General features: G+C 73.6%; 17 protein-coding genes. 4 read left to right on the forward strand and 13 right to left on the reverse strand.

What is annotated here, in order from left to right; genetic code table 11:
* Window positions 1-39 precede the first annotated feature (39 nt).
* The 3 genes from GA0070215_RS04100 to GA0070215_RS04110 form a co-directional block, all read right to left on the reverse strand.
* Window positions 40-852 (reverse strand): HAD family hydrolase, encoded by an 813-nt coding sequence (locus GA0070215_RS04100; RefSeq protein WP_026268386.1) that lies wholly within the window; start codon window positions 850-852, stop codon window positions 40-42.
* Window positions 852-1,673 (reverse strand): HAD family hydrolase, encoded by an 822-nt coding sequence (locus tag GA0070215_RS04105; RefSeq protein ID WP_091041887.1) that lies wholly within the window; start codon window positions 1,671-1,673, stop codon window positions 852-854. Before GA0070215_RS04105 ends, GA0070215_RS04100 begins: the two co-directional genes overlap by 1 nt.
* Window positions 1,674-1,840: 167 nt before the next feature.
* The gene (locus GA0070215_RS04110; protein ID WP_244166847.1) at window positions 1,841-2,527 is read right to left on the reverse strand and encodes a hypothetical protein; all 687 of its coding nucleotides are present in this window, start codon (window positions 2,525-2,527) and stop codon (window positions 1,841-1,843) included.
* 161 nt (window positions 2,528-2,688) lie between these two features.
* Between GA0070215_RS04110 and GA0070215_RS04115 the strand changes: the two genes are divergently transcribed.
* The 3 genes from GA0070215_RS04115 to GA0070215_RS04125 all read left to right on the forward strand — a co-directional run bounded on the left by GA0070215_RS04115 (window position 2,689) and on the right by GA0070215_RS04125 (window position 4,366).
* Window positions 2,689-3,117, forward strand: coding sequence for an OsmC family protein (locus GA0070215_RS04115; protein WP_018787467.1), 429 nt, complete (start codon window positions 2,689-2,691; stop codon window positions 3,115-3,117).
* An 89-nt stretch (window positions 3,118-3,206) separates the two neighbouring features.
* The gene (locus GA0070215_RS04120; RefSeq protein WP_026268384.1) at window positions 3,207-3,551 is read left to right on the forward strand and encodes a metallopeptidase family protein; all 345 of its coding nucleotides are present in this window, start codon (window positions 3,207-3,209) and stop codon (window positions 3,549-3,551) included.
* Window positions 3,552-3,646: 95 nt separating this feature from the next.
* Window positions 3,647-4,366 (forward strand): AIM24 family protein, encoded by a 720-nt coding sequence (locus GA0070215_RS04125; RefSeq protein ID WP_018787465.1) that lies wholly within the window; start codon window positions 3,647-3,649, stop codon window positions 4,364-4,366.
* A 43-nt stretch (window positions 4,367-4,409) separates the two neighbouring features.
* Here GA0070215_RS04125 and pheA read toward each other — a convergent pair whose 3' ends face one another.
* The 4 genes from pheA to GA0070215_RS04145 form a co-directional block, all read right to left on the reverse strand.
* Entirely contained in the window at window positions 4,410-5,366 is a 957-nt protein-coding gene (gene pheA / locus GA0070215_RS04130; RefSeq protein WP_091042156.1) for a prephenate dehydratase, read from the reverse strand.
* Window positions 5,367-5,376: 10 nt separating this feature from the next.
* Window positions 5,377-5,907, reverse strand: a complete 531-nt coding sequence (locus GA0070215_RS04135) for a hypothetical protein (RefSeq protein ID WP_091041896.1) — start codon at window positions 5,905-5,907, stop codon at window positions 5,377-5,379.
* A gap of 83 nt (window positions 5,908-5,990) precedes the next feature.
* A complete protein-coding gene (locus GA0070215_RS04140; RefSeq protein ID WP_018787462.1) occupies window positions 5,991-6,440 on the reverse strand; it encodes a hypothetical protein in 450 nt (149 codons plus the stop codon).
* 144 nt (window positions 6,441-6,584) lie between these two features.
* Complete coding sequence (locus tag GA0070215_RS04145) at window positions 6,585-7,322, reverse strand: hypothetical protein (protein WP_091042160.1); 738 nt, start codon at window positions 7,320-7,322, stop codon at window positions 6,585-6,587.
* A gap of 162 nt (window positions 7,323-7,484) precedes the next feature.
* Here GA0070215_RS04145 and GA0070215_RS04150 point away from each other — a divergent pair, with 162 nt between their 5' ends.
* Window positions 7,485-8,699, forward strand: a complete 1,215-nt coding sequence (locus GA0070215_RS04150; protein ID WP_026268380.1) for an arginine deiminase — start codon at window positions 7,485-7,487, stop codon at window positions 8,697-8,699.
* 10 nt (window positions 8,700-8,709) lie between these two features.
* Here the strand turns inward: GA0070215_RS04150 and GA0070215_RS04155 are convergent, their stop codons facing one another.
* From GA0070215_RS04155 to GA0070215_RS04180, 6 genes are all read right to left on the reverse strand, one after another.
* Window positions 8,710-9,594, reverse strand: a complete 885-nt coding sequence (locus tag GA0070215_RS04155; RefSeq protein WP_018787459.1) for a DUF5926 family protein — start codon at window positions 9,592-9,594, stop codon at window positions 8,710-8,712.
* A gap of 84 nt (window positions 9,595-9,678) precedes the next feature.
* Window positions 9,679-10,128, reverse strand: coding sequence for an ATP-binding protein (locus GA0070215_RS04160; protein WP_091041900.1), 450 nt, complete (start codon window positions 10,126-10,128; stop codon window positions 9,679-9,681).
* 30 nt (window positions 10,129-10,158) lie between these two features.
* A complete protein-coding gene (locus GA0070215_RS04165) occupies window positions 10,159-11,613 on the reverse strand; it encodes a sensor histidine kinase (protein ID WP_018787457.1) in 1,455 nt (484 codons plus the stop codon).
* Between the two features lie 76 nt (window positions 11,614-11,689).
* Window positions 11,690-12,481 carry a glycerophosphodiester phosphodiesterase gene (locus tag GA0070215_RS04170; protein ID WP_018787456.1) on the reverse strand — a complete coding sequence of 264 codons (792 nt, stop codon included), beginning with the start codon at window positions 12,479-12,481 and terminating at the stop codon, window positions 11,690-11,692.
* A 15-nt stretch (window positions 12,482-12,496) separates the two neighbouring features.
* The gene (locus tag GA0070215_RS04175) at window positions 12,497-12,832 is read right to left on the reverse strand and encodes a rhodanese-like domain-containing protein (RefSeq protein ID WP_026268379.1); all 336 of its coding nucleotides are present in this window, start codon (window positions 12,830-12,832) and stop codon (window positions 12,497-12,499) included.
* Between the two features lie 28 nt (window positions 12,833-12,860).
* Window positions 12,861-13,736 carry an LCP family protein gene (locus tag GA0070215_RS04180; RefSeq protein ID WP_091041903.1) on the reverse strand — a complete coding sequence of 292 codons (876 nt, stop codon included), beginning with the start codon at window positions 13,734-13,736 and terminating at the stop codon, window positions 12,861-12,863.
* Window positions 13,737-13,940 lie beyond the last annotated feature (204 nt).

Below are 13,940 nucleotides of genomic sequence, written 5' to 3' on the forward strand. Positions count from 1 at the left end.
CCCGCCGGCCGGGGCGCGTCACGCGCCCCGGCCGCACAGTCAGTCCAGCTCGAAGACCTTCTCCAGGTACGCCGCGACGCCGTCCTCGGTGTTCGGCCCGGTGACCTCGTGTGCGATCTCCCGTACGGCCGGGTGGGCGTTGGCGACTGCCACCGCACGTCCGGCCCAGGCCAGCATCGGCACGTCGTTGGGCATGTCACCGAAGGCCAGCACGTCCCGCTCGTGCACGCCCAGCCGCTCCGCGTACCAGGCGAGGCCGGCCGCCTTGGTCACGCCGGCCGCCGAGATCTCGATCAGCCCGCTGTACGACGAGTGGGTCGCCTCGGCCAGCCCCTTCAGCGCGCCCGCCACCACTCGCACGAAGACGTCCGGATCCTGCTCACCGGCCCGCGCCAGCAGCTTCACCGCGGGCGCGGCCAGCAGTTCCTCGGGCGACTCGACCGCCCGGATCGCATCGCGGTCGGCGTCCCAGCGCAGCGGGTACTGCACTTCGTGCCGCATCTGCCGGCTGTCCACGATCTCCACCGCGAGGCTCACCCCGGGCACCTCGGCGCGTAGCCGCCGGGCCACCTCCGCCAGCAGTTCCGGGGCGAGCGGGTCGGCGCGCAGCACCTGGTCGGTGACCGGGTCGTACACCACCGCACCGTTGGCGCAGATCGCCGGCAGCGGCTCGGTGAGCTGCTCGTACACCATCTGGAGCCAGCGGATCGGACGGCCGGTGACCAGGACCACCGGGGTGCCGGCGGCGTTGATGCGGGCCAGCACCGCGGCGGTACGCGGGCTGAGCGTCCGGTCGTCGCGCAGCAGCGTGCCGTCGATGTCGGAGGCGACGAGCCGAGGTGGATCTTCCATCACCGGGAGAGTAGCCGGTCCAGGTAGACCGCGACCCCGTCCTCGTCGTTGCGCAAGGTGATCTCGTCCGCCGCGGCGCGAACCTCCGGGTGGGCGTTCGCCACCGCCACCCGGGCCCATCCCGCCCAGTCGAACATCGGCAGGTCGTTCGGCTGGTCACCGAAGACCAGGACGTCGGCCGGGTCGACGCCGAGCCGCTCGGCGACGACGCTCAGCCCGCTGGCCTTGTCGGTCCGGGGCGGGCAGATCTCGACGAAGCTGAGCCCGGCCTGGGTGAGCGTGGCCACGTCCGGCGGCACGATCGCCCGCGCGGCGGCCAGCAGTTCGTCCACGTGGTGGTCGGCGGTACGCGCGAACGCCTTGATCACGTCGCAGGACAAGCATTCGACCCGGCTGCGCGCCTCGAACCGGTCCGGGTAGGGCCAGCTGGGGTGGTAGTCGCCCCAGAGCGGCGCCTCGTGCTCGTCCGATGCCTCCACCATCACGGTGAGCGGGCCGACCGCCGCCTCCAGGTCGGTGAGGATGCGGGCCAGCACCTCGCCGGGCAGCCGCTCGTCCCGCAGCACCAGGGGCCCCTCCGGGTCGCTCTGGTCCACCACCCGGCCGCCACCGGCCATCACCAGGAAGTCGGCCGCCCGGATGTCGTTGCGGGTGAGTTCGGTCAGGCGCGGTCCGCGGCCGGTCGCGCCGACCACCGGAATCCCGGCGGACCGCACCCGGTCCAGCACCCGGTGGGTGTACGCGGAGACGGTCTCGTCGCTGCGGACGAGCGTGCCGTCGAGGTCGGTGGCGATCAGCTTGGGCAGTCCCGGGCGGGTCATGGTTCCTCCTTCGCCCGCCGCCGTCACGCCGGCCGACCAGGTCCTCGGTGCCGCGACCATGGGACGGCGGGCAGCAACCGTATCTCGCGGAACGGGCGGCAACCACGGCTTTCCGGCGAATCGCGGGCGAAGCTCCGGTGGCCGCCGGACGCGCTGCCGGACCTGGCTCAGTAGGACCGTTCGGGGCCGGCGAACGGCGCCGTGGGCCGCACCGTCAGGTCCGCCGGGGCCGGCGGCACGTCGTCGGTGTCCGCCCGGCGGCGCTCGGGCCGGTCGTCGTCCGGCTCCCCGTCGGCAGGCGACTCGCCGGCCGAACGTCCGGCCAGGTGCAGTGCGGCCGCCAGCAGGGCGACCGCTCCGAACGCGCTGACCAGGCCGCGTCCGTGCGCGACCTCCAGGCGCTGCTCGCCGACGAAGAACAGGATGCGCCGGGCCAGCTGTTCGAGGGAGGTGGCGGTCGCGACGAGCACCCCGAGCACGCCCGCCGCGAGACCCAGCCCGGCCAGCCGGGCGTGCTGCCGTACCGCCGGGGCGCCGCGCAGCGCCAGCCCCACCACGACCGACAATCCGAGCAGGCCCACCAGGTACGCCGTGCCGAACCCGCCGATCTCGGAGATCCCGCTGGTCAGCTGCGTGGGGCCGTCGTCGCCCCGGTTCTCGGCCGGCACCGTGATCGCCAGCCACTCGCCGATCAGCGAGGCGATCGCGGCCACCGCGCCCAGCCCGGCGAGCACCGGCGGCAGGCGACGGTCCCGGCCCAGCGCGGCGAGCGAGCGCGCGGCCCGGCCGGACGACTCCGGCTCGGCGTCCCCCCACTCGACGATCGTGGTGTCGTCGGACCTGTTGTCCTGCATGGGGATTCGCTTGTCCTGTCGGGGAACGGGGAGATCCTGCGACATGGCCACCCTTCCCGTGCGCGGGCCTGCGTCGAATCATGGCACAGCCCGCTCCGCCGGCCGGGATCGCGACCCGAGGTCCGGTGCGGGGCGGCCCGCTTTCGGTTAGCGTCGGTGCCATGCCTATCCGTACCGCATCCGCTCGCTGGCAGGGCAACCTCACCGAGGGGTCCGGCACCGTCCGCACCGGCAAGGGCGGCCTGTCCGGCAACTACTCCTTCAAGTCGCGCTTCGAGGAGGGCGAGGGCACCAACCCCGAGGAGCTGATCGGCGCCGCGCACGCCGGCTGCTTCTCGATGGCTCTCTCCAAGCAGCTCGCCGACGCCGGCGCGCAGGAGACGGCGGTGGAGACCACCGCCAAGGTGCACTTCGACAAGACCGACGCCGGCATGACCGTGACCCGCATCGACCTGGAGACCGTGGGCCAGGTCCCGGGCATCGACCAGGCCGAGTTCACCAAGCTCGCCGAGGCGGCCAAGGAGAACTGCCCGATCTCCCGGCTGCTGTCGCCGGGCGCCCAGATCACGCTGGACGCCCGTCTCGCCTGACATCGCGTACGGCACGGCGGGGGTGTCCTGCGGGACGCCCCCGCCGTGCGGTGTGCCCGACCGGGAGGAAGTGACCGGGCCGCGTGGCCGTGGAGATGAGCCGGGACCGGTTCGAGGAACTGGTCGGCGAGGCGCTCGACGAGGTGCCCGAGGAACTGCTCGGGTTGATGAGCAACGTGGTCATCCTGGTGGAGGACGACCCGCCGCCGGGTGAGGACCTGCTCGGCCTGTACGAGGGGCACGCGCTCACCTCTCGCGGCTGGGACTACTCCGGCGTGCTGCCCGACCGCATCCTGATCTACCGCAACCCGATCCTGGCGATCTGCGACACCGACGACGACGTCGTCGACGAGGTGGCGGTGACAGTGGTGCACGAGATCGCTCACCACTTCGGCATCGACGACGAGCGCCTGCACGCCCTGGGCTGGGGCTGATCGGCCTCCGGCGCCTCCCCACCCGGCTGATCCCGGTGGTTGCGCCGGTCCCCTAACCTGCGGATCAGGCAGAACCTGATGCAGGAGGAAAACCCATGCGCAGCGCGCTGTTCTCCGCGGAGAACCTTGAGAAGGAGTCCCAGCAGCCGGGCATGCGGTTGCAGAACTCCAAGATGCTGAAGATCGAACTGAACGGCGAGGCGATGGCCCGGGTCGGGTCGATGGTCGCCTACCAGGGGCAGGTCCAGTTCCAGGCCCTCGGCTCCGGCGGCATCGGCAAGTTCATCAAGCAGCGGCTCACCGGTGAGGGCGTGCCGCTGATGAAGGTCTCCGGGCACGGCGACGTCTTCCTCGCCGACTTCGCCAAGGACGTGCACGTCATCGACCTGGAGCCGGGCGACGCGTTGTCCATCAACGGCTCCAGCGTGCTGGCGTTCGACTCGACGCTCCAGTACGACATCAAGATGGTCGGCGGCGCCGGGTTCGCGTCCTCGTCCGGCCTGTTCAACTGCGTCTTCACCGGCCACGGTCGGATCGCCGTCACCACCAAGGGCACCCCTGTGGTGCTCAACGTGGACGCGCCGACGTACGTGGACCCGCAGGCGGCGGTCTGCTGGTCGGCGAACCTCCAGACCGGCTACCACCGCGCCGAGCAGCTCGGCCTGGGCACGCTGCTCGGCCGTAGCACCGGTGAGGCGTTCACGATGAGCTTCGCCGGTCAGGGCTTCGTCGTGGTCCAGCCGTCGGAGGAGCCTCCGGTGGCCGGCAGCGGCTCCCAGCAGCAGGGCGGCATGCTCGGCGGCCTGCTGCAGTAGACCTCCGGTGCCCGGGGCGTACGCCGAGGTCGTCCCGGGCCGGTCAGTTCAGCTCGCCGGATCGCAGCCGCGCCACCCAGGCCGCCGCGTCGGCGTAGTCGGCGTCGGTCAGGCCGGGCGGCGCCGGTGCCTGCTGGTCACCCGCCGCCGTGCTCCAGCGGTGCCGGGGGTACGACCCCAGGAACCGCACGTCCGCGCAGACCCGGCGCAGCCCCTGCAACGCCTCGCCGAGGCGTACGTCGGCGACGTGCCCGGCGCAGTCCAGGAAGAACACGTAGCGGCCGAGCGCCTCGCCGGTCGGGCGGGACTCGATCCGGGTCATGTTGACGCCGCGCACCGCCAGCTCCATCAGGACCGCCAGCAGCGCGCCCACCCGGTCGTGGGCGAGGCACACCGCGAGCGAGGTGAGGTCGTCGCCGGTGGGCGGCGGGGGCGGGCCGGGGCGGGACACCAGCGCGAACCGGGTCACCGCGTCCGGGTGGTCGGCGATCTTGTCGGCGAGCACTGCCAGCCGGTGCCGGGTCGCGCCGATCGGGGCGCAGATGGCGGCGTCGTACTCGCCGCTCGCCGCACCGGCCGCGGCGGCGCCGTTGGAGAGCACGTCGACCACTGTGGCGTCGGGCAGGTGCTCCCGCAACCAGCCCCGGCACTGGGTGGACGCCTGCGGGTGGGCCGCGACGGAGCCCACGTCGGTCAGTGTGGTGCCGGTGCGGGCGGCCAGCACGAACTCCACCGGCAGGACCACCTCTCGGGTGATCACCAGCGGGTCGCCCTCGACCAGTTCGTCGAGCGTCACCCCGACCGCGCCGCCGATGGAGTTCTCCAGCGGCACCAGCGCCGCGTCCGCCTCCCCGGCGCGTACCGCGTCGAGCGCCTCGCCGACGCTGCGGGCGGGTGTACGGTCCCCGCGCTCGGCGGCGGGCACTGTTCGCAGGGCCTGTTCGGCGAAGGTGCCCTCGGGGCCCAGGTAGACGAAGCGGGTCGGCGGTGTTCCCGGCATGCCGACCAGCCTACGCACCCGGCGTGCCGTCGCAGGCCAGGGTGCGGATGCCGACCGGCGCCACGGTCCGCACCTCGACGCCGCACACGTCCGTGCCGGCGGTGACCAGCCTCGGCGTGCCGCTCTCGTCGCGCGTGACCACCTGCAACTCCTCGTGCCCGGTGACCGCCAGCACTGTGTACTGCCAGCCCTCGGCGCAGAGCGGACCGGTAGCCACGGTGACCCGGACGTCGCGGGGCAGTACGCCTGCGGATCCGCGCAGCAGCGCGACGATCCGGTCGCCGGACGGCCGTCCCCGGCAGGGTGCCGCCGAGGCCGGCGCGGACGGGGAGAGCGTCGGCGCGGGCGGCGTGACCGGTGCGGCGGCCGGGGTGGGCGTGGTGGACGCCGACGGGTCCGGGACGGTTGTGATGGCGACGGGCGGCGTGTTCAGCTCGGGCGGGGTGCCGCAGGCGGCGAGCGCGAGCAGCGTGAGCAGCGCCAGCGGGCGGTGGCGGCGTCCGGGGTGTCGGGTGCGGGGCACGGAGGCGTCCTCGGGCATCGAGGGATGTCGTCCTGGGGTGGGGCCGAGGCCATCGTAGGCGGACGACCGGCCCGGGTGAAGGGTTGCGGGTCCGGCGCGGGTCAGACCGCGGAGAGGAAGGTGAGCGAGCCGGCCACCGCGCCGTCGGTGAGCACCGGTGTGGAGATGGCGTCGACCGTCCGGCCGGCGTCGGAGCCGGGCCCCTGCACGCGCAGCAGGCCGCGGGCGAGCCGTTCCGAGTGCAGCGCGAGCAGTGGCGGGATCTTGTCGGTCTCCTGCTCGGTCAGCTCGCTCGGGCTCGCCGTGAAGTCGACCAGGCGCAGGCCGCCCTCCAGCAGCGGCAGACCGATCACGTCCTCCGGGGCGCCCAGGCTGAGCAGGTCACAGCCGGACGAGGAGATCGCCACGACAGTGGTGTCGGCGTCGATCAGCAGGCACGGCTCGGCGGCCCGGGAGACCATGCCGGACCACTGCCCGAAGTTGTCGGACTCCTGCTCGGTGGATGCCGCGGGCGCGAACACTTCCGAGAGTGAGAGTTCGACGTGGGCCACCGCGCCTCCTATGTACACCGACGGTCTGTCCACGCTAGCCGGTCGGTGCGGCGGAAGCATCGGCTGCCGGGCGGCCGGCGACGGCGCGGACCGGCGGAACCAGTCGGGGGCGGTGCCGTGGGCCGCGTGGCGTCGCCGGAGACGTTACCGGCGGGCGGCCCGCTTGTCAGCGGCCGTTCGGCCCTCGTCATACCACCGGTAGTCGGCGGTTGGACGGTACGTGCCGTTGAACCACGTCGCGGGCGCCTGCGCGACGCGGGAGAGCTTCTCGGCGGTGGCCGGACTGATCCGGTTTCCACCGGCCACGAGCAGGCGGTCCAGCTCGCGATGGGTGGCCATGAGGCAGTCCTTCGGCAGGCCGTAGACGCTGATCACCCCGGAGCCGACGAACGTCAGCACCGGGGTGACCGGGATCGGCAGGCCGACCGCGTCGGAGAGGGCCTTGCTGGCCCGCTTGGCGTCCCGGCGCGCCTCCGCCACGTACGGCGGGCGCTTGCCGTTGATCTGGACCACGTCTCCGGCCACGAGCACCCGGGCCCGGCCGTGGTCGGCGATGGTGACCGCGAACAGACCGCTCGGGCCGATGGCCAGGAATCCGGCCCGGTCGTCGCGGCCGCGGTCGAGCAGCATGTCCGCCGGGTCCGTCCGGGGCCACTCGATGACGTGCCAGGCGGGACCGAGATGGTCGAGCTGACCCAGGGCGCGGGCCCCTGCCGCTTCCAACCGGCGGGCCCCCCGCTCCGCCCGGCGACGCCGGGCCCACTCCAATGGAGTCGATCGGGCCGGCTCGAGCACCGAGGTGGGCTCGACCCGGGAGTGCGGCACCGTGCGGGGCGGCAGTGCCCTGCCCGGTACGGCTCGACGAGCGGGAAAGACAGTCATCGCGACCTCCGGCAAAAGGTCTCTCGAAGTTATGTCTCCACTACCCTACGTTGCGCCCCCGGGGGCTCGGCAAGTTGGACCGCCGGAGTGAGTGCGGATGAATGCCATATTCATCCTCACTTCTCTTCCAGATGGTGCGCAAGCCTGCCCTAGGCTGCGAGGGTGACCCACTATGTGGACAGCGAAGTCGCCCGGCTCGGGACGGTGCTGCTGCACCGTCCGGGACCGGAACTGGCCCGCCTCACCCCACGCAACAACGACAGCCTCCTGTTCGACGCCATCCCATGGGTGGGACGCGCGCAGGAGGAGCACGACGCGTTCGCGGCGGCGTTGCGGTCCCGCGGAGTCGAGGTGCTCTATCTGGCCGACCTGCTGGTCGAGACGCTCGCCGTGACGGACGCCCGGGCCGAGCTGACCGACCAGGTGCTGCGGTCCCGCCGGCTCGGCCACACCCTGCGGCGGCGGGTCGCCGACCACCTGGCGTACCTCGACCCGGCCGGGCTGGCCGACGTGCTCACCGCCGGGCTCGCCCACGAGGAACTGCGGATCGGCGCCGACCGTCCCGGCGGTCTGGTCTGGACGCTCATGGACCGGCACGACTTCGTCATCGATCCGCTGCCGAACCTGCTCTTCACCCGCGACTCGTCGGTCTGGATCGGCGACCGGGTCGGTGTGACGAGCCTCGCCATGCCGGCCCGGCGGCGGGAGACGACGCTCACCGACGCGATCTACCGCTACCACCCGCGCTTCGCCGGCACCGAGTTCGTCTACCACCCCCGGCTGGAGCACCTGGAGGGCGGCGACGTGCTGCTGCTCGCGCCCGGGGTGCTCGCCGTCGGCGTCGGCGAACGCACCACACCGGCCGGCGCGGAACGGCTGGCCCGGCAGGTGTTCGCGGCCGGGCTGGCGCACACCATCCTGGTGGTGCCGATCGCGCAGGAGCGCGCCACCATGCACCTGGACACGATCTGCACGATGGTCGACGTCGACGCCGTGCTGATGTACGCGAACGTCGCCGACGAGCTGTCGGCGTACACGGTCATCGCCGGCGCGGACGGCGACGATCTGCGGGTCGACGGCCCGGCGCCGTTCCTGCGGGCCGCCGCCGACGCGATGGACCTCGACCAGCTCCGGGTGATCGACACCGGCCTCGACCCGGTCACCGCCGAACGCGAGCAGTGGGACGACGGCAACAACACGCTCGCGCTCGCGCCCCGGCTGTGCGTCGGGTACGAGCGCAACGTGGAGACCAACGCGCAACTGGAACGAGCCGGCATCGAGGTGATCGCCATCGCCGGGTCGGAGCTGGGCTCCGGGCGGGGCGGCCCGCGCTGCATGTCCTGCCCGCTGGTGCGCCAGAAGGGCGGGGCCGCCTGACCCGGAGACGTCAGCGCAGCGTCAGCTGGCGGCCGAGCAGGCCCTGGCGGGCCCGGCGGCCGGCCGCGTCGAGCGGCTCCCGCCCCGCGACCGCCTCGGCGTAGCGCTTGGCGAACTCCGCCACCGGCGCCTCCCACTCGCCTGCCGGGGTGTCCTCCGGCAGGTCCCAGACCGGCGCGAGGCGACCGTGCGCCCGGAACATGCCCGCGAACTTCGTGTCGTCGCCGAGCGTCAGCGCGCCCGCCGCGGCGAGCCGGGACAGCGCGTCCAGCGCGGCGTCCTCGTCCTCCGGCAGGACCAGGCGCACGTGGGCCTTCTCCGACACCTGGCACCAGTACGCGGCCGGCGCGGCGGCCAGCTTCACGGTCGGGTAGATCGCCGAGTTGGCCCGTTCCAGGGACGCCTGGACGTTCGGGTCGTCGGCGGCGCCCGGGTCGAGCCAGAAGTCGAACCCGTCGTGCATGCTGATCTCCAGCGGGCCGTCCACCAGGATGTCCTGGAGGCGGGGGCCCGGCCCGGGCAACGGTGGCACGCTCACCTGGCCGCCCGGCTCGGTGCGCAGCGCGGAGATCAGCGCGTCGGCCAGGTCCCGGGAGACGTCGCCGGACTGCTGGTGCCGTTGCAGGCCGATGAAGACCCGCCCGTCCGGCTTGGTCATCGCCGGCGTGGCCATCGGCAGCACCGTGGCCAGCGTGACCGGCCGGTCGCCGTACTCCTCGATCAGTTCCGGGGTGAGCCGCAGCGGCGCGGACGCGGCCGGGACCAGCTCGCGCAGGGCGATCCACTCCGGCTCGTCGGTGAGGCCCTCGAACGGCCGGGGCACGAAGACGTCGCGCACCTTCTCCCGCTTCGGGGTGGCCTCGACGGCCCGCTGGTTCTTCCGACGCTTGCTCATGCGCCCGCTCCGCTCCGCTCGCCCATGGCGAGACAGCCTAGATGCCGGGTCTCGGCGGTGGGGGCCGGACCCGCCCGCCGTGTGTCAGCCGGCGGCGACGAGGTCCGCCCGCTGCACCGGGACCGGGTCGAACCGTGCCCACACGCTCTGGCCCAGACCGTCGCGTTCCACGCCCCAGCCACTGGCGAGCCCGGCGACGATGTGCAGTCCACGCCCGTCCGCCGCGTCCGGCGCGGCGGTACGCATGCACGGGCCGGCGCCCGATCCGCCGTCGGTGACCCGGAGTTCGACACTCGGCCCCTGCTCGGTCGGGCGCAGGCGCCAGGCGACCCGCACCACGCCGCCGGGCAGCGCGTCGGCGTGCCGGACCGCGTTGCCGACCAGTTCCGCCAGGACCGCGACCAGGTCGGCCACCAGGACCGGGGGTACGACACCGGTCAGCTCGTCGGCGAGCCGGTGCCGGGCCAGGCGCGCGCCGGTGGCGTCGTGGGGCACCACCACGCACCACGACCGTTCGGCCGGACCAGTCGACACGTCGTTCCTTCCCCGCCTGGGAGCGCCCGGTCAACCCCGGGGCAGCCGCACCTCTGCGACCGTACCGCCACCGGCTCTGGGCCGGAGGGATACCCATCCATTCTGCTGTTCAACGATCTGGCGGACGAGATAGAGACCGAGCCCGGCGCCGGGATACCGGCGGCGGTCGCCGGACTCCCCCTGCCAGAACCGGTCGAAGGCCCGCTCCACGTGTTCCGGCCGGATGCCGATGCCCCGGTCGGCCACCCGGAACGAGACGGTCCCCTCGTTCGCCTCGGCGGTGATCTCGATCGGGGTGCCCGGCAGCGAGTACTTCCCGGCGTTGGTGCCCAGCTCGGTGAGCACCGTGGCGAGGCTGCGTCGGTCGCCGAGCGCCTTGGGCAGGTCGGCGGGCAGGGCGAGCACGACCCGGTGCCGGACGTCCGCCGGTAGGTCCGCCACCGCCGCGCGTAGCGCCTCGACCAGGTCGAACGGTGCCGCGGGTTCACCGCCGGGACGGTTCTCGGTGGCGGCGGTCAGCAGGCGGTCGACCAGGCGGGCCAGTTCGTTGGCGCGCTGGCCGATGATCCGGGCGGCCTGCCTGCGGTCGCCGTCGCTGAGCGAGTCCCAGTGATCGGTGAGCGTGTCCGCGTACCCCTTGATCACAGTGACCGGGGTGCGCAGCTCGTGGCTGGTCACCGCGACGAACAGATCCCGGTCGTGGTCGCGCCGCTGCTGGTCGGTGGTGTCGCGGAAGCTGACCACCCGCAGCGCGTTCGGGCCGGGCAGCTCGCCGGAGGTGATCCGCAGCCAGCGGCCGTCGGGCAGCCGGTGGTCGAGCACCTGGCCGGGCGGCGGCAGCGGGAACGGCAGCGGACGGCTCAGCGCCTCGTCCGCGGGGCGGCCGGTCACCTCGACGGCGGCCGGGTTCCACAGCCGGACCCGCCCGTCCCGGTCCACCACCGCCAGTCCGTCGGCGAGGGCCGCCACGACCGGGCCGTCCCCGTGCACGGGCAGGCCGGTCTGGTCGCCGTACATGTGGGCGACGCACGCGGCGACGTAGCCGATGACGGCGCGTTGCGCGGGTTGCAGCGGCTCGCCCAGCGGGTAGAGCGCGTGCAGGCTGCCGACTGTGAGCCCGCCGATCTCGGCGCGCGCCACGATCATCCGGCAGAGGCCCCGGCCGGCGACCTCGTCGGCGAGCGCACCAGGGATCGCGTCGACCCGGACCTCCCGCACCGGCGGGCCGGCGAGCAGGCAGACGGTGGCCGGGTCGGTGGCGGGCAGCGGGCGGCCGAGGACGAACTCGGCGCGGCCGGTCGCCGCGATCACCCGCCCTCCGGCCGATGTGAACTCCACGAAGACCAGCCCGGCCGCGCCGACCGCCGGTTCGACCTCGCGGAGCAGCTGGCTGAGCACGGCGAGACCGGACTCGCCCGAGTTGATCATATTGATCACTGCGGTGTGGCCGGCGATGAAGGCGGGGTAGTCGGTTCGCTCCGGCATGTCCCGAGTGTGCCGCGCCGTCCGCGTCGGGGACACCCCCGGCCGGTCGGCCGTCCCCGGTACCGATCGACGGGACTCACCGGCCCAACCGGGCCAGCGCGTGGGCCGGCCGGTCCGTGATCACCCCGTCCACGCCGGCTGCGAGCACGAGTTCCAGGTCCTCCGGCTCGTTGACGGTCCAGACGTACACCGAGTTGCCGGCGGCGCGCAGCGCGGGCACCAGCCGTGGGCGGGCCCGGACGAGCTCCACGCCGGGACCGGCGATCCGGGTGCCGAACGGCAGCCGGCCCAGCGGCAGCAGACGCGGCAGCATCTCCAGCAGCAGCACGGTGGGCAGCGCCGGGGCGAGTTCCCGGATCCGGCGTACGGCGAGCGGCGAGAACGACATCACGGTCACCTGGACGGGATGGTCGGGGCGAGGCTCGGCCAGCTCGTACCGGCGCAGCATCTCGACCAGGCGGCGCTCGACGTCGCCCCGGTAGCGCGACGGGTGCTTGGTCTCGATCAGCAGCCGGACCGGCCGCCCGGCGGCCAGCACCGCGTCGAGCAGCCGCTCCAGCGTGAGGAGCCGGGTGTGCGACTCGTCGAGCGGCACGTCGTCCTCGGCGAGCGTCGTGGCCCGGTGCCAGGAGCCGAAGTCGAGCGCCTCCAGTTCGGCGAGCGTCCGCGCGCTGACCAGTCCACGGCCGTTGCTGGTCCGGTCCAGCCGGCGGTCGTGCACGCAGACCAGGTGCCCGTCGCGGGTCAGCCGGACGTCGCACTCCAGCCCGTCCGCGCCCTCGTCGAGAGCGCGCAGGTAGGCGGCGAGCGTGTGCTCCGGCAGGTCGTACGAGGCGCCGCGATGGGCGAAGACCAGAGGGACGGTCATGGCCGCGTCACCGGCTCAGGCGACCCGGCCCGGCTGCCCGTCGTCGGTGACCACCGGACGGCCGGCGGCGGCCCAGTCGCCCATCCCGCCGTCGACGTTGCGCACCTGGTCCCAGCCGTTGCGCATGAGGTAACCGACCACCTGGGCGGAACGTCCGCCCGAGCGGCAGATCACCGCGACGTCTCGGTCCTGCGGGATCTCGGCGAGCCGGGCGGGCAGCTCGGTCATCGGCAGGTGATGGGCGGCCGGCGCGTGGCCGGCGGCCCACTCGTCGTCCTCGCGGACGTCGAGCAGGTAGACGTCGTCGGGCACGGCCGACGCGGGCACGCTGGGTAGTGAGGCTCCGAACACGGTCCCCAAGCCTAGTCGCCCACGCGGCTCAGAGCCGGGTGACCCAGCGCGGGTTGGCACCGGCCCATTCCGGCACGCGCGTGTCGCGCAGCGCGGTGAACAGCCCGCCGCCGCCGTTGTCCAGCACCACGTACGAGACGCCGTCGATGGTCTGCGGGTAGGAGGGCACCTGCACCCCGCGCAGAGCGTCCGCGGGCAGGCCGCGCAGCGCGAACAACAGCTCGTCCAGGGGTACGCCGTTGGTGTCCACGGTCAGCGCCCCGCCGGCCGCGCGCAGCACCCGGTCCAGCTTGACCGGGTCGCTGCGCAGCCGCGTCTCACCCGCGCGGTCGAGCACCGCCCGCAGCATCTGCTGCTGGTGCCGCTGCCGGTCGTAGTCGCCGCCGGGCAGGTCGTAGCGCTGCCGCACGTAGTCGAGCGTCCGCGCGCCGTCCATCTGCTGGCAGCCGGTGTCGAACTGGTGCCGGGTGTGGATCGAACGTACCGGCGTGTCCACGCACATCCGGATGCCGCCGAGCTGGTCGATCACCTGCTTGAAGCCGGCGAAGTCGACGAGGGCCGCGCCGTCGAAGCGGATGCCGGTGAGCCGGCTCAGGGTGGTGCTGAGCAGCCGTGCGCCGCCCTCACCGCCGCCGCCGTGCTCGTACGCGGCGTTGACCTTGTCCGGGCCGCCGGGGAAACCGGGTGCCGCGGGGAGCGCGACCAGCAGGTCGCGCGGCACGGAGATCAGGTACGCCTGCCGCATCCCGGCCGGCACGTGCACGATCAGGATGGTGTCGGAGCGCTGGTCCTCCGGGTTCGCGCCGGGCCGGTGGTCCGAGCCGATCAGCAGGTAGTTGAGCGCGCCGTCCAGGTCTGTCCGCTTCTTCCGGGCGGCCGGGTCGAGCAGTTGCTCCTTGGCCACCGTGCGGTCGTAGCGCGAGGTGAGCCAGTGCAGCCCGGCGACGCCGAGCGTGGCGAGCAGGACCAGGACGAGCCCGGCGCCGAGCAGGTACCGCGCCCAGCGGGCGGGTTCACCCCGCCCGCGTCGGTTCCGTGCTGGCCTGGACGTGACGATCCCCCCGTAGCCGCGACATGAGACCCGCTCACGTCAGGCTACTGGGGGATC

Source organism: Micromonospora marina (assembly GCF_900091565.1).
Taxonomy (GTDB): Bacteria; Actinomycetota; Actinomycetes; order Mycobacteriales; family Micromonosporaceae; genus Micromonospora; species Micromonospora marina.

What these genes read in the sequence shown, in the direction of transcription:
- GA0070215_RS04110 (WP_244166847.1), bottom strand. Translation starts at nt 2,527, where the DNA reads ATGCAGGACAACAGGTCCGACGACACCACGATCGTCGAGTGGGGGGAC.
- GA0070215_RS04145 (WP_091042160.1), bottom strand. Translation starts at nt 7,322, where the DNA reads ATGACTGTCTTTCCCGCTCGTCGAGCCGTACCGGGCAGGGCACTGCCG.
- GA0070215_RS04155 (WP_018787459.1), bottom strand. Translation starts at nt 9,594, where the DNA reads ATGAGCAAGCGTCGGAAGAACCAGCGGGCCGTCGAGGCCACCCCGAAG.
- GA0070215_RS04105 (WP_091041887.1), bottom strand. Translation starts at nt 1,673, where the DNA reads ATGACCCGCCCGGGACTGCCCAAGCTGATCGCCACCGACCTCGACGGC.
- GA0070215_RS04165 (WP_018787457.1), bottom strand. Translation starts at nt 11,613, where the DNA reads ATGCCGGAGCGAACCGACTACCCCGCCTTCATCGCCGGCCACACCGCA.
- GA0070215_RS04100 (WP_026268386.1), bottom strand. Translation starts at nt 852, where the DNA reads ATGGAAGATCCACCTCGGCTCGTCGCCTCCGACATCGACGGCACGCTG.
- GA0070215_RS04115 (WP_018787467.1), top strand. Translation starts at nt 2,689, where the DNA reads ATGCCTATCCGTACCGCATCCGCTCGCTGGCAGGGCAACCTCACCGAG.
- GA0070215_RS04135 (WP_091041896.1), bottom strand. Translation starts at nt 5,907, where the DNA reads ATGCCCGAGGACGCCTCCGTGCCCCGCACCCGACACCCCGGACGCCGC.
- GA0070215_RS04125 (WP_018787465.1), top strand. Translation starts at nt 3,647, where the DNA reads ATGCGCAGCGCGCTGTTCTCCGCGGAGAACCTTGAGAAGGAGTCCCAG.
- GA0070215_RS04170 (WP_018787456.1), bottom strand. Translation starts at nt 12,481, where the DNA reads ATGACCGTCCCTCTGGTCTTCGCCCATCGCGGCGCCTCGTACGACCTG.
- pheA (WP_091042156.1), bottom strand. Translation starts at nt 5,366, where the DNA reads ATGCCGGGAACACCGCCGACCCGCTTCGTCTACCTGGGCCCCGAGGGC.